This window comes from Brevibacterium sp. NPDC049920, assembly GCF_040656435.1.
Taxonomy (GTDB): Bacteria; Actinomycetota; Actinomycetes; order Actinomycetales; family Brevibacteriaceae; genus Brevibacterium; species Brevibacterium pityocampae.
Genome location: NZ_JBFAMF010000002.1, coordinates 150947 through 164020, shown reverse-complemented (window position 1 = coordinate 164020; position 13074 = coordinate 150947). Strand labels below are relative to the sequence as shown.

Annotated in this window: 14 protein-coding genes; 9 read left to right on the top strand and 5 right to left on the bottom strand. The window is 70.3% G+C overall.

Features of this window, described 5'->3' with window-relative positions; translation table 11 throughout:
- Positions 1-8: 8 nt before the first annotated feature.
- Together AB0I45_RS02580 and AB0I45_RS02575 are read right to left on the bottom strand one after the other, a co-directional pair.
- The gene (locus tag AB0I45_RS02580) at positions 9-779 is read right to left on the bottom strand and encodes a DUF4870 domain-containing protein (protein WP_247618773.1); all 771 of its coding nucleotides are present in this window, start codon (positions 777-779) and stop codon (positions 9-11) included.
- Positions 780-927: 148 nt separating this feature from the next.
- Positions 928-1797, bottom strand: a complete 870-nt coding sequence (locus AB0I45_RS02575; RefSeq protein WP_295689988.1) for a DUF3097 family protein — start codon at positions 1795-1797, stop codon at positions 928-930.
- A 144-nt stretch (positions 1798-1941) separates the two neighbouring features.
- Here AB0I45_RS02575 and hrcA point away from each other — a divergent pair, with 144 nt between their 5' ends.
- Genes hrcA through era form a run of 7 tightly spaced genes read left to right on the top strand, consistent with a single transcriptional unit; the run spans position 1942 to position 8646 of the window.
- Positions 1942-2952: a heat-inducible transcriptional repressor HrcA gene (gene hrcA, locus AB0I45_RS02570; protein WP_137319858.1), complete on the top strand. Its 1011-nt coding sequence runs from the start codon at positions 1942-1944 to the stop codon at positions 2950-2952.
- A gap of 14 nt (positions 2953-2966) precedes the next feature.
- Complete coding sequence (gene dnaJ, locus AB0I45_RS02565; RefSeq protein WP_295689991.1) at positions 2967-4085, top strand: molecular chaperone DnaJ; 1119 nt, start codon at positions 2967-2969, stop codon at positions 4083-4085.
- Positions 4082-4915, top strand: coding sequence for a 16S rRNA (uracil(1498)-N(3))-methyltransferase (locus AB0I45_RS02560; protein ID WP_295689993.1), 834 nt, complete (start codon positions 4082-4084; stop codon positions 4913-4915). Before dnaJ ends, AB0I45_RS02560 begins: the two co-directional genes overlap by 4 nt.
- Before the next feature lie 10 nt (positions 4916-4925).
- Positions 4926-5963 carry a PhoH family protein gene (locus tag AB0I45_RS02555; protein ID WP_247618777.1) on the top strand — a complete coding sequence of 346 codons (1038 nt, stop codon included), beginning with the start codon at positions 4926-4928 and terminating at the stop codon, positions 5961-5963.
- Positions 5960-6442, top strand: coding sequence for an rRNA maturation RNase YbeY (gene ybeY / locus AB0I45_RS02550; protein ID WP_137319854.1), 483 nt, complete (start codon positions 5960-5962; stop codon positions 6440-6442). The genes AB0I45_RS02555 and ybeY overlap by 4 nt, the downstream gene beginning before the upstream one ends.
- Positions 6443-6448: 6 nt before the next feature.
- A complete protein-coding gene (locus AB0I45_RS02545; protein WP_345032237.1) occupies positions 6449-7708 on the top strand; it encodes a hemolysin family protein in 1260 nt (419 codons plus the stop codon).
- Positions 7705-8646 (top strand): GTPase Era, encoded by a 942-nt coding sequence (gene era / locus AB0I45_RS02540; RefSeq protein WP_265808805.1) that lies wholly within the window; start codon positions 7705-7707, stop codon positions 8644-8646. Before AB0I45_RS02545 ends, era begins: the two co-directional genes overlap by 4 nt.
- A gap of 34 nt (positions 8647-8680) precedes the next feature.
- Here era and AB0I45_RS02535 read toward each other — a convergent pair whose 3' ends face one another.
- From AB0I45_RS02535 to AB0I45_RS02525, 3 genes are all read right to left on the bottom strand, one after another.
- Positions 8681-9451 carry a hypothetical protein gene (locus AB0I45_RS02535; protein ID WP_295689997.1) on the bottom strand — a complete coding sequence of 257 codons (771 nt, stop codon included), beginning with the start codon at positions 9449-9451 and terminating at the stop codon, positions 8681-8683.
- Positions 9452-9561: 110 nt separating this feature from the next.
- Entirely contained in the window at positions 9562-10332 is a 771-nt protein-coding gene (locus AB0I45_RS02530; RefSeq protein ID WP_360316550.1) for a glycoside hydrolase family 16 protein, read from the bottom strand.
- A gap of 126 nt (positions 10333-10458) precedes the next feature.
- Complete coding sequence (locus tag AB0I45_RS02525; RefSeq protein WP_295690000.1) at positions 10459-10890, bottom strand: hypothetical protein; 432 nt, start codon at positions 10888-10890, stop codon at positions 10459-10461.
- 248 nt (positions 10891-11138) lie between these two features.
- Here AB0I45_RS02525 and zapE point away from each other — a divergent pair, with 248 nt between their 5' ends.
- Together zapE and AB0I45_RS02515 are read left to right on the top strand one after the other, a co-directional pair.
- Positions 11139-12161, top strand: coding sequence for a cell division protein ZapE (gene zapE, locus AB0I45_RS02520; RefSeq protein ID WP_295690001.1), 1023 nt, complete (start codon positions 11139-11141; stop codon positions 12159-12161).
- On the top strand, positions 12158-13072 hold the full coding sequence (locus AB0I45_RS02515) for a PPK2 family polyphosphate kinase (RefSeq protein WP_265808807.1): 915 nt from the start codon (positions 12158-12160) through the stop codon (positions 13070-13072). Before zapE ends, AB0I45_RS02515 begins: the two co-directional genes overlap by 4 nt.
- Positions 13073-13074: the final 2 nt, after the last annotated feature.

Here is a 13074-nt window from a genome sequence, read left to right as displayed (position 1 = left end):
GCGACAGGTCACTTGACCATGTCGGCCTTCATCGGGATCTTGTAGCCCTCGCCCTTGTTCGCGGCGACGGCGGCGATGATCTCGAAGACGATGTAGATGATCGGCGGGATGAACGCGAGCCAGAACGTGATGAAGCCGATGAAAACGAGCATCAGCGGCAGGCTGATGAGCATGATGCCGTAGCACAGGATCGCGTTCATGATCTGTGCGTTGAGCGACTGGCGGGCGTGCTCGCGGACGAACGCGGACTCGTCCTTCTTCATGATGAACATGATGAGCGGCATGAGCCAGCCGATGAGCAGCGTGCCGAGGTGGGTCCACATCGCCGCCGAGCGCTCCGACTCGGTGGGCTGCCAGAAGTTCTGCGACCCGGGGCCGTAGGCCTGCGGGGGCAACGGGTGGCGCAGGCCCGGGCCCGGCGGGCGGCTCTGCTGGAGCCCGCCCATGGCCGGCTGCCCGTAGGACTGCTGCTGGCCGTAGGCCTGCTGCTGACCGTAGGACTGGGGCTGGGAGCCGTAGGCCGCTCCGCCCTGCGGCTGGGAGCCGTAGGACTGCTGCGGCTGGGAGCCATAGGCGCCGCCGCCCTGGGGCTGGGACCCGTAGGCCCCACCCTGCGGCTGGGAGCCGTACGCCGGCTGCTGCGAGCCGTACGGCTGCTGGGGCTGTGATCCGTAGGCCGCTCCGCCCTGCGGCTGCGAGCCGTAGGGCTGCTGCTGGCCGGAGGTGTAGGTGGGGGGCATGGGACGGCCGGGATCCTGGCCGTAGGGCTGCTGCGACATGCTGGGGGACTTCCTTTCCGAAGCGGCGCGCACGGATGCGATACGTCCCTACGCTATGCCACCGGGCCGCCCGGCGCATTCTCCGGGTGTTCCGATTCGGCCACACCGCGGTCCGCGCACGGGTGTGGGAGCAGCCCGCGAGGACCCCTCAGTGCGCTCCGGGCTCGACCGTGACGAAGTCGATGAGCTCCTCGACCCGACCGGAGAGCGCGGGGTCGACGTCGGCGATCGTGCTCACCGAGCGCAGGATCCGCTGCCAGGCGCGCGCGACGTCCCGGTGGTCCGAGGCCGGCCAGCCGATGCGGCGGAGCACCCCGGTCTTCCAGTCCTCCCCGCGCGGCACCTCGGGCCACGCGGCGATCCCGACGACGGCCGGGCGGACGGCCTGCCAGATGTCGACGTAGGGGTGGCCGATGAAGTGCACGACACCGGCGTAGCGCGGATCCCGGGTCACCGCCTCGGCGATCCGCATCTCCTTCGAGCCGGCCACGAGGTGGTCGGCGAGGACGCCGACCCGGTGCGCGGCATCGGGACCGAACTCGACGAGCCGGTCGGCCACGTCGTCGAGCCCGCCGAGCGGTTCGACGACGACCCCCTCGACCCGCAGGTCGTCGCCCCAGATCTTCTCCACGAGCTCCGCGTCGTGCTTGCCCTCGACCCAGATCCGCGAGCCCCGGGCCACCCGGGCGCGCGCCTCGGGCACGGCCACCGAGCCCGAGGCGGTGCGGCCGGGAGCCCGGGTGCGCGGGACGGGGCGGACGAGGCGCACGGGGGAGCCGTCGATGAGGTAGCCCGGGCCGAGCGGGAACGGGCGCGTGCGCCCGCGCCGGTCCTCGAGGTGGACGACGTGGCCGGCGCTCGTCTTCTCGAAGCCGACGATCGCGCCCACCCAGCCGCTCTCTGCATCCTCGACGACGAGGCCCGGGGCGACGGGCACCTCGTTGGACTCCGGACGGCGCCGGGAGCGGGGGGAGGAGGCGGAGAGCACATCACGGCCGTGGGGGTCGGAATAGGTCATCAGGCCACTGTAGGTCGCCCGCACCCGGGTTTTGGGACTCACCCGCCCACAGGCGTAGGATTGGCACTCGAACATGTGGAGTGCCAGACAGTCGAGAGCCGAAGAATCGAGCAGTCGAACGGGAGCCGGACAGGGGGGAGCGCGATGAATGACGGCCGCCGCGCCCGCGTGCTGCGGGCCATCGTCGAGGACTACGTCGCGACGAACGAGCCCGTCGGATCCAAGGCGCTCGTCGAGCGCCACGGCCTCGAGGTGTCCTCGGCGACGATCCGCAACGACATGGTCGCCCTCGAGCAGGAGGGGCTCATCGCGCAGCCGCACACCTCGGCCGGGCGCATCCCCACCGACAAGGGCTATCGGATGTTCGTCGACCGGCTCGACGAGGTCAAGCCGCTGTCCGCGGCGGAGAAGCGGGCGATCGCGCGGATCATCGAGCGCCCCGTCGACATCGACGACATGCTCGACCGCACGGTCCGCCTCCTCGCCTCGCTCACGCACCAGGTCGCCGTCGTCCAGTACCCCATGGCCACGACCTCCCAGGTGCGCCACCTCGAGCTCGTCGACATCGCCCCGCACCGCCTGCTCGTCGTCCTCATCACCGACTCCGGACAGGTCGAGCAGCGGATCGTCGACTCCGGGATGCCGCTCGGCGAGACCGACATCGCCCTGCTGCGCGATGCGTTCAACGAGGTCCTCCACCGCACCCGGCTCGACCGGGTCGCGGCGGCCTGCGACACGGTGAGCGTGCCGCCGGGGCTGCGGGACGTCGCCGCCGCGATCAGCGAGGTCGTCACCGATCTCGCCCGCTCGACCCGGCAGGACCGGCTCGTCATGGCCGGCACCGCGAACCTCGCCCGCTCCGGGCGGGACCTCGGAGCGCACATCGGCCCCCTGCTCGAGGCCTTCGAGGAGCAGGTCGTGCTCCTCAAGCTGCTGACCTCGATGGTCGCGGAGACCGGGCGCGTGAGCGTGCGGATCGGCCGGGAGAACCCGGTCGAGTCCTTCGCGAGCACCTCGGTCGTGGCCACCGGCTACGGCACCGACGACTCCGAGGCGAAGCTCGCCGTCCTCGGCCCCACCCGCATGGACTACCCGACCACGATGGCCGCCGTGCGCGCCGTCGCCAAGTACGTCTCCGTCATCCTCTCGGAATAAGCAAAGGACTCTGAGTGAGCGATCATTACGCAACCCTGGGCGTCGACCGCGACGCCACCCCCGACGAGATCAAGAAGGCCTACCGGAGGCTCGCCCGGAAGCTCCACCCCGACGTCAACCCGGGGCACGAGGCCGAGTTCAAGGAGGTCGCCGTCGCCTACGAGATCCTCTCGGATCCGAACAAGCGGCAGAACTACGACCTCGGCGGCTCCGGCTCCGGGCAGGGATTCGGGGGCGGCGACTTCGGCGGCTTCTCCGACCTGTTCGAGACGTTCTTCGGCGGCGGCATGGGCGGGGCAGGGCGCACGCAGCCGGCCTCCCGGCAGCGGCGCGGCAAGGACGCGCTCATCGAGGTCGAGATCGACCTCGAGACGGCCGTCTTCGGCGACACCGAGACCGTCGAGATCGTCACCGCCGAGGTGTGCGGGACCTGCGACGGCGACGGTGCCCGGCCGGGCACCTCGGCGGAGACCTGCTCGCTGTGCCACGGCACCGGCAGCATTCAGCAGATGACCCGCACCCTGCTCGGCCAGATGGTCACCAATCAGACCTGCAACAACTGCGGCGGCTACGGCACCCACATCACCGACCCGTGCACGAGCTGCGGCGGCGACGGCCGCGTCCGAGCGGAGCGCTCGCTGCCCGTGCGGATCCCCGCCGGCGTGTCCGACGGCGTGCGCATCAAGCTCGCCGGGCAGGGCGAGGTGGGTCCGGGCGGGGGACCGCCCGGTGACCTCTACCTCGAGATCCGGGTGATCGACCACCCGGTCTTCACCCGCGACGGCGACCACCTGCGGTGCATGCTCACCGTCCCGATGACCGCTGCCGCCCTGGGCTCCGCGGTCCAGCTCGAGACCTTCGACGGGGTGCAGACGATCGAGATCGAGCCCGGTCTCCAGTCCGGCACCGTCAAGCGCCTGCCCGGTCTCGGGGCCACCCGCCTGCGGCACTCCTCGCGCGGGGACATGCTCGTCACCGTCGTCGTGCAGACGCCGAACAAGCTCGACGCCCGGCAGCGGGAGCTGCTCGAGCAGCTCGCCGAGGCGCGCGACGAGGTCGAGCCCGAGGCGATCGTCGGCGAGCAGTCGAAGAGCCGCTTCAGCCGGATCCGGGAGAGGTTCGCCGGCCGGTGAGCCTCCCTGTCTACCTCGCCGACGGGCTCGCCCCGGCACCGGTGGGCGAGCGGGTGGCGTGCGGGCCCGACGTGGCCGGCCACGCAGTCCGCGTGCGCCGGATGCGCACCGGCGAACCCCTCCAGCTCGTCGACGGCCGCGGCCTGCGGATCACCGGCACGATCACGGCGGCCGCACCGGATGCGCTCACCGTCGAGGTCACCGCATGCACCCGGGACCCGGAGCCGGCACCCGGCCTTGTGCTCGTCCAGGCGCTCGCCAAGCAGGACCGCGACCTCCAGGCGATCGAGGCCGCGACCGAGGTCGGCGTCGACGCCGTCGTCCCGTGGGCGGCGCAGCGCTCGATCGCCGACTGGCCGGCGAAGAAGCAGGCGAAGATGATCCAGAGATGGGAGAACACGCTGCGCGCGGCGACCCTCCAGGCCCGCCGCAGCCGCATTCCCGAGCTCGCCGGGCTCGCCCGCGGCACCGGGCTGACCACTGCGTTCGCCCCCGGTGACCACGTCCTCGTGCTCCATGAGGAGGCCGCGGTGCATCTGCCCACCGCACTCGCCCGGCGCCCGGCGGACACCGCACGGATCGTCCTCGTCGTCGGACCGGAGGGCGGGATCGCCCCGGAGGAGATCGCGGCGTGCACCGAGGCCGGCGCGGTGCCGGTGCGCCTCGGCGACACCGTGCTGCGGACCTCCTCGGCCGGCCCCGTCGGCCTCGCCCTGTGCCAGATGCTCCTCGGGCGCTGGGCCGATGCTCATGTCGGTTCCGAGCCCGCCGTCGATTCCGAGCCCGGTGCCGGGCCCGCGGCCCCTGCCGGTCCCGGCGCGACCCGATAGACTGTCGCCGGTGGACACCGCCGCAGCGAAAGGACACCCCCTGAACCCCGCATCCCTCCCGTCGAAGGTCCGGCTCTCCGTGCCCGAGGGCATCGATCTCGTCGCGCTCTTCGGCCCCGCCGAGGCGAACCTCCGGGTGCTCGAGGAGCTCGCACCCGACGTCGACATCCACTGCCGGGAGCGCGACCTCACGCTCGAGGGCCCGACCGACGACGTCGACGCGCTCGTCACGACGATCGGCGAGCTCAAGAAGCTCGTGGCCGCCGGCCACCGGATCGACGAGGAGACCGTCGGGCGGGTGCACCGGATGGAGGTGCCCGGCGCCTCGGCGTCCGAGGTGCTCGGCGAGAACATCCTGTCCTCCCGCGGGCGCACCGTGCGGCCCAAGACCTTCGGCCAGCACCAGTACGTCAACGCGATCCGCACCCACACCATCACCTTCGGCGTGGGACCGGCCGGCACCGGCAAGACGTACCTCGCGATGGCGATGGCGGTCAACGCGCTCCAGCACAAGGACGTGTCCCGGATCATCCTCACCCGCCCGGCGGTCGAGGCCGGCGAGAAGCTCGGCTTCCTCCCCGGCACCCTCAACGAGAAGATCGACCCCTACGTGCGGCCGCTCTACGATGCGCTCCACGACATGATCGAGCCCGACCGGATCCGGCTGCTCCTCGACTCCGGGACGATCGAGGTCGCGCCGCTGGCCTACATGCGCGGGCGCACCCTCAACGATGCGTTCGTCATCCTCGACGAGGCGCAGAACACGACGCCGGAGCAGATGAAGATGTTCCTCACCCGGCTCGGCTTCAACTCCCGGATGGTCGTCACCGGCGACGCCACGCAGATCGACCTGCCCGGCGGCACCCGGAGCGGCCTCAAGGTCGTCCGCGACATCCTCTCCGGGGTCGACGACATCGCCTTCTGCGAGCTCACGAGCAAGGACGTCGTGCGCCACAGCCTCGTGTCGGCGATCGTCGACGCCTACGACCTGTGGTCCGCCGCGGAGGAGTCCGCGCCCGGCCGGTCCCGGAAGGGCAGCAGGGGATGAGCGTCGAGATCGGCAACGAGACCGATTACGACATCGCGCTCCGCGAGGTCGAGGAGCTCACCGCGCACGTGCTCGAGCGGATGGGCATCCACCCCGCCGCCGAGGTGTACGTCCGGTTCGCCTCCGAGGAGGCGATGAGCGAGCTCCACGTCGAGTGGATGGACCTGCCCGGCCCCACCGACGTCATGTCCTTCCCGATGGACGAGCTGCGGCCCGGGGACACGGATGCCGAGGGCACGCTCGGCGACATCGTCATCTGCCCCGCCGTCGCCGCCGAGCAGGCGCAGCGCGCCGGGCACACCCTGCACGACGAGGTCCTCCTCCTCACCGTCCACGGCCTGCTCCACCTCATGGGCTACGACCACGGGGAGCCGGCGGAGAAGGAGGAGATGTTCGGTCTGCAGCGCAACCTCCTCCTCACCTGGTTCTCCGAGAGGGAGCCGGGCCGCACCTCGGTGCCCGAGCCGACGGAGGACTGAGCCGCCGTGATCCTGCTGTTCTTCGCCCTCGCGCTCGTCTGCCTCGCCGTGGCCGCGGTGCTTGCCGCCGCGGACGCCGCCCTCTGGGCGGTGTCCCATCACCAGATCGCCGACGCGGTCGAGGACGGTCGCCGCGGCGCCGCCAAGGTCGCCCGGATCCTCGCCGACCTGCCCACCCACATCAACGTCCTCACCTTCTCCCGTCAGGTGTTCGAGGCGATGGCCACGGTGTTCGTCGCGATGGCCTACAACGCGGTGTTCGATGCGAGCTGGCAGATGGTGCTGTGCACCGTGCTCACCGCCTCGATCGCGGTGTTCGTCGTCGCCGGGATCTCGCCGCGCACGATCGGCCGGCGGCGTTCGCTGTCGGTGTCGCTCGCCCTCGGCGGGCTCGTCGCCGGGCTGCGCACCGCGCTCGGCCCGTTCGCCCGCGTGCTCGTGTGGATGGGCAACATGCTCACCCCGGCCCAGGTGTACCGCGACGGCCCGTTCGTGTCCGAGGAGCAGCTGCGCGACCTCGTCGACCGCGCCGATGTCATCGAGGACGACGAGCGCGACATGATCAAGAGCGTGTTCGACCTCGGCGACACCCGCACCTACCGGGTCATGGTGCCGCGCACCGACCTCGTCACCGTGGACGCGGAGATCCCGCTCGCTAAGGCGATGAGCCTGTTCCTCCGCTCGGGCTTCTCCCGCATCCCGGTGATCGACGAGGACGTCGACGACATCATCGGCGTGCTCTACCTCAAGGACGTCGCCCGCCGGCTGCACGCGCACCCGGAGGAGCACGGCACGCCGGTCCGCGCGCTCGCCCGGTCCGTCGCCTTCGTGCCCGACACCAAGGCCGTCGACGACCTGCTGCGGCAGATGCAGCGCGAGAGCAACCACGTCGCCGTCGTCGTCGACGAGTACGGCGGCACCGCGGGGATCATCACCATCGAGGACATCGTCGAGGAGATCGTCGGCGAGATCGATGACGAGCACGACGTCGCCGACGCCGACATCGCCGAGATCACCCCGGGCGTCTTCCACGTGAGCACACGCACCCAGATCGAGGACTTCGCCGACCACTTCGACGTGCGGATCGAGGAGGACGACGTCACCACCGTCGGCGGGCTGCTGACCAAGGAGATCGGCCGCGTGCCGATCGAGGGCTCCGAGGCGGTCATCGCTGGCCTCAGCGTCCGCGCGCTGCCCGGCCAGGGCCGCCGCCACCGCATCACCCACGTCGTCGTCACCGAGACCCAGGAGGCGGTCACGCCATGACATCGCTCATCGATCCCGACGTCCCCGAGGGCCACCGCGCCGGCTTCGCCTGCTTCGTGGGGCGGCCGAACACCGGCAAGTCCACGCTGACGAACGCGCTCGTCGGGGCGAAGATCGCCATCACCTCGGCGAAGCCGCAGACCACCCGGCACACGATCCGCGGCATCGTCCACCGGCCGGACCACCAGCTCGTGCTCGTCGACACCCCCGGCCTGCACCGGCCGCGCACCCTGCTCGGCGCGCGCCTCAACGACCTCGTCGTGTCCACCCTGTCCGAGGTCGACGTCATCGGCTTCTGCCTGCCGGCGAACGAGAAGATCGGGCCGGGCGACCGCTACATCGCCGAGCAGCTCCAGCAGGTCGCACGCCGCACCCCGGTCGTCGCGCTCGTGACGAAGACCGACCTCGTCGACCGGGAGCGGGTGGCGCAGGCGCTCATGGCGGTCGGCGAGCTCGGGGAGTTCGCCGACATCGTGCCGGTGTCCGCGCAGGACGACTTCCAGGTCGACACCGTGGACAGCGTGCTCGCCGGGCATCTCCCGCCCTCGCCCCGGCTGTACCCCGACGGGGAGCTCACCGACGAGCCGGAATCGGTCATGGTCGCCGAGCTCGTCCGCGAGGCGCTGCTCGAGGGTGTGCGCGACGAGCTCCCGCACTCGCTCGCGGTGCAGGTGGAGGAGATGGGGCCGCGCGAAGGCCGCGACGAGGACCACCCGCTGTGGGATGTGCACGTGAACATCTACGTCGAGCGGCCCAGCCAGAAGGCGATCGTCATCGGCAAGCGGGGCTCCCGGCTCAAGGAGATCGGCACCCGGGCGCGGCAGGGGATCCAGGCGCTCCTCGGCACCCCGATCTACCTCGACCTCCACGTCAAGGTCGCGAAGGACTGGCAGCGCGACCCCAAGCAGCTCGGGCGCCTCGGCTTCGACTTCTCCTGAGCCCCCGGCGGGTCCGCCAGGGGCTCAGGGGCTCTCAGTTATCGACGCGGACGCCGCGTCCCGGCTGCCAGACGAGGGTGCCGCCCTCGAAGGTCTGGCGCATCCCTCCGCCTGCGACGGGGGTCTCCTCACTCGTGGGGTATCCGAGCCGGCCGTTCTCCCAGCCCTGGGAGCGCCAGTGGCGTTGGATGGCGCCGCGGGTGGCGTGGGCTCCGGTGTCGCGTGACCAGTGGATCTGACCGCCTTCGAAGCTCTGGGAGGCGCCGCCGTCGCGCAGGCGTCCTTCGTTCCTCAGGGGGGCGCCCAGCCAGCCTTCGTGGCCGCCGTTCTGCTCGTAGCGGCGTCCGATCGCATCGCGGACGGTGACGACCCCGGTGGCGCTGCTCCAGAAGAGCACGCCGCCCTGGAAGGTCTGGCGGGCCCCTCCGCCGGCGACGGGGGTCTCTTCGCTGGTGGGGTAGCCGAGCCGGCCGTTCTCCCAGCCCTGGGATCGCCAGTGGCGTTGGATGGCGCCGCGGGTGGCGTGGGCTCCGGTGTCGCGTGACCAGTGGATCTGACCACCCTCGAAGCTCTGAGACGCACCGCCGTCGCGGAGCGCGCGCTCATCGGAAGTCGGCAGTCCGAGCGACCCCTCGGGCCCGTCGAGATCCTCGTACGTGCGTGCGATGGCGCCGGTGACGGCGTGGGCTCCGGTGTCCGGGGACCAGTAGACGGTGCCGTGCTCGAACTCCTGCTTGCGGGCGCTGGCCGGCCCGGCATCCTGTTCGGGGGAGAGGGGGCGCCGAGTTCGTCGGTGCTCGACCACTCGCGGCCGATCGCGCCACGGGGGTACACGTCGTCGAGCGGCTTCATCCGCAGGTAGTCGACCCGGTCGACACGGGCGGGGAAGGGCTCATCGTGCTTCGGCGGCGGCACTCAGGTGACCGTGTCGGGGAAGACGTGGGAGTTGATGATGATCTGATACGGGTGGTCGTTGAGCGCGCTCCGGAACTCGTCGACCTCCATCCGGAGCGTCTCGGCAGTGGTCTCGGGTGTCTGTCCGCGGTCCGACGGCACGAGCTGATCGTTGAAGTAGTAGCGCACCGCGTAGCCGTCCCAGGTCATCCGGTAGGTGTTCCACGCTCCCGCGATCTGCCCGGGCATGCTGTGCCCGTCCCGTCGGGTGCCGGTGGCGTTCTCGCGCTTCTCGCACGTCACATGGGTGGTGTTCGTCGTCTTGGCGCGCGCCGACAGCACCTCCGTGGTGTCGATCTCCGTCATCTGCGATTTCTCGACCCCGGGTGCCGTGCAGTACGGCTGATCATTGAGCAGCCACGCTGCGAAATACATGCCGTCGATCATGTCATCGGACATCCGTGCCCTGACTTCCATCTCGAACGGGGCGTCGTAGAGGAAATCGGTGTTGATCCGACCCGAGGTGTACATCGTGCGGGTACCCTCCGGGCACACCGCTCCGTCCGGGCTCTCGTTCTCCGCCGAGGCGATCTCGTCGCCGGTCAGGCAGTGCCGGGCAGTGCGGATCTCGAGGTTGCCGTCGCGGACTCGCACGGCATCTTTTGTATGGATCGTGTTGACATCGGAAGGGAGATTCGAGCGGGTCGTGTCGTAGACGGTCCAGCCGGTGCCCGGCAGCGGAGATTCGTCGTCGAACTCGTCGCCCGCGTCCAGTGGACGGTCCAGTCGCACCGGAAACTCGTGCGTCCATTCCGTGGTCCCGCCGATGACGGTCGGTGGGCCTGCCGACACCGCAGTGATGGTGATCGGCACTCCGGTCCGGATGCCATCGGCAGCGGTGTATCGGTCGGGCTTGGCCTAATCGAGGCCGTCCTTGGTGACTGCTGTCCCGTCGACGTCGATGTGATAGCGGACGCCGCGATCGGCCGGGATCCGCACCGAGGGTTCCCAGTCGTCGAAGGTCGGTCCCTGAGGGATGACCGGATCAGGGGTCGTCGAGGGAGCGGGCAGGGTGTGTGTCCATTCGGTGGTGCCGGTGAGCACGGTCGGGGGTCCTGCGGAGACGGCAGTGACGGTGATGGGGACGCCGGCGCGGATCCCGTGCTCCGCGGTGAACGTGCCGGGTCGGGCGTAGGGCAGGCCGTCCTTGGTGACTTCGGTCCCGTCGACGTCGATGTGGAAGCGCACTCCGTGCTGCTCGTTGATGTAGACGGTGCCGTTCGTGTCATTGAACTTCGGGGCGATGGGTGTGACCGCGCCCGCAGCCGCGGCTGCAGGCAGCGTGCTCACCAGCATCACCATGCAGATCACAGCAGCGAGAACCGAACGGAGAAGTGTGCGGAGCGAGATCGTCATCGTCGAGGACCTATCTGGAGTGTGCACGACGGAGAGCCGTGTGCACCCGACCGAAACTTTGGAATCTGCTGAGTGATGCATGTGTCGTCACTGACCAAGTTACCCGAGAGTCGCGACCGGCTGTGGCAATCGCCCCCCGGCGGCGGGTCCGCGGGCGGGCGGCCTGAGTAGACTTGTGCCTTGTGAATGCATCGCAGACCGTCGCGCTGACGGACCGGAACCCGCGGGTCGCCCCCGACGAGCTCATCGCCGGTCTCGTCCCGCCGCCGCACTTCGAGAACGTGTCCTTCGACAGCTACCGGCCGGATCCCGCCCAGCCCTCGCAGGCCGAGGCCCGCGACACGCTGCGTGACTTCGTCACCGCGAAGCCCAAGCAGGGGATGCTCGCCAAACTGTTCGGCGGAGGCGAGAAGAAGGGTGCCACCAAGGGCGTCTACCTCGACGGCGGCTACGGCGTGGGCAAGACCCACCTCCTCGCCTCGGCCTGGCACGCCCACGACAAACCGGCGACGTTCGGCACCTTCGTCGAGTACACGAGCCTGATCGGAGCGCTCGGATTCCAGAAGGCTCGTGAGCAGCTCTCGCAGATGAAGCTCGTGTGCATCGACGAGTTCGAGCTCGACGACCCCGGCGACACGGTGATGATGTCCCGTCTCATGCGCGAGCTCACCGACGCCGGGGTGAAGATCGTCGCCACCTCGAACACCCTGCCCGGCGCGCTCGGCCAGGGACGTTTCGCCGCCCAGGACTTCCTGCGGGAGATCCAGGCGCTGGCCGATCAGTTCTCGGTGCAGCGGATCGACGGCGACGACTACCGCCACCGCGGAGCGCCCACCCCGCCCGAGGCGCTCACCTCAGCGGAGCTCGACGAGCTCGCGGGGAACGTCGAGGGCATCGTCGCCCGGGATCGGTTCGGGGAGCTCCTCGACCACCTCTCGACCGTCCACCCCTCGCGCTACGGCCGGATGCTCGGTGACGTCGACGCGGTTCTCTGGGACGATGTCGAGACGATCGAGAACGAGGGCGTCGCGCTGCGGTTCGTCGCCCTCGTCGACCGGATGTACGACCGCGGCGTCGACATCCACAACTCCGGCGCCCGTCTCGACGCGGTCTTCACCGACGACATGCTCGCCGGCGGCTACAAGAAGAAGTATCTCCGCTGCCTGTCGCGCCTCACCGCGCTGGCCGGCCGGGAGGAGAAGTGAGTGTGAAGATCCGGCCCGCCGAGGTGCCGCCGCTCGCGGCCAACGTCCCGCAGGCCGCACCGAGCGAGGTCGCCGACCTCCTCCGGTTCGCTCCCGGCAACAGCTTCGATGCCGTCGACCCCGAGGCCACACCCGGGTTCTCCGGCGGCAAGGCCGACGGGAAGATCGCGCAGTCGCTCGACAACGCGGTGCTCTCCGACCTCCAGGAGCGCCTGTTCGCCAACGCCGCCGTCAACGGCCTCCAGCACTCGGTGCTGCTCATCATCCAGGGTCGCGACAGCGCAGGGAAGGGCGGGCTCGTCAAACACGTCGTCGGCGCTTTGAGCCCGCACGGCGTCGAGGTCGCGGCGTTCGGCGTGCCCACCGCGGAGGAGGCTGCGCACTACTTCCTGTGGCGCGTCTACCGGCGGCTGCCGCGCTGGGGCAACATCGGCGTGTTCGACCGCTCCCACTACGAGGACATCCTCGCGGTGCGGATGCACGGCCTGGCCCCGCAGAAGGTGTGGGAGGAGCGCTACGACGTCATCAACGAGTTCGAGGAGGGCCTCCACGAGAGCGGCATCCGCGTGGTCAAGGTCATGCTCACGATCTCGCCCGACGAGCAGGAGGAGCGGCTGCGCGACCGTCTCGTCCGGGCCGACAAGCAGTGGAAGCACTCCGCATCCGACATCTCCGATCGTGCCGCATGGGGGGACTACACGACGGCGTTCCAGGACGTCCTCGACCGGACCTCGCGTGTCGGTGCGCCGTGGTTCGTCGTGCCGGCGAACCGGAAGTGGTACTCGCGCTGGGCTGTCACGCGGATCCTCATCAACGAGCTCCAGCAGCTCGGTCTCGAATGGCCGCAGGGCGATTTCGACCCGGCCGCGGAGCTCGCACGGCTCGAGGCGAGCAGGCCGAAGAAGTCCTAGCA

Excerpts from the sequence above, each read along its gene's own strand:
- AB0I45_RS02580 (WP_247618773.1), bottom strand. The coding sequence starts at position 779 with ATGTCGCAGCAGCCCTACGGCCAGGATCCCGGCCGTCCCATGCCCCCC.
- AB0I45_RS02575 (WP_295689988.1), bottom strand. The coding sequence starts at position 1,797 with ATGACCTATTCCGACCCCCACGGCCGTGATGTGCTCTCCGCCTCCTCC.
- hrcA (WP_137319858.1), top strand. The coding sequence starts at position 1,942 with ATGAATGACGGCCGCCGCGCCCGCGTGCTGCGGGCCATCGTCGAGGAC.
- ybeY (WP_137319854.1), top strand. The coding sequence starts at position 5,960 with ATGAGCGTCGAGATCGGCAACGAGACCGATTACGACATCGCGCTCCGC.
- era (WP_265808805.1), top strand. The coding sequence starts at position 7,705 with ATGACATCGCTCATCGATCCCGACGTCCCCGAGGGCCACCGCGCCGGC.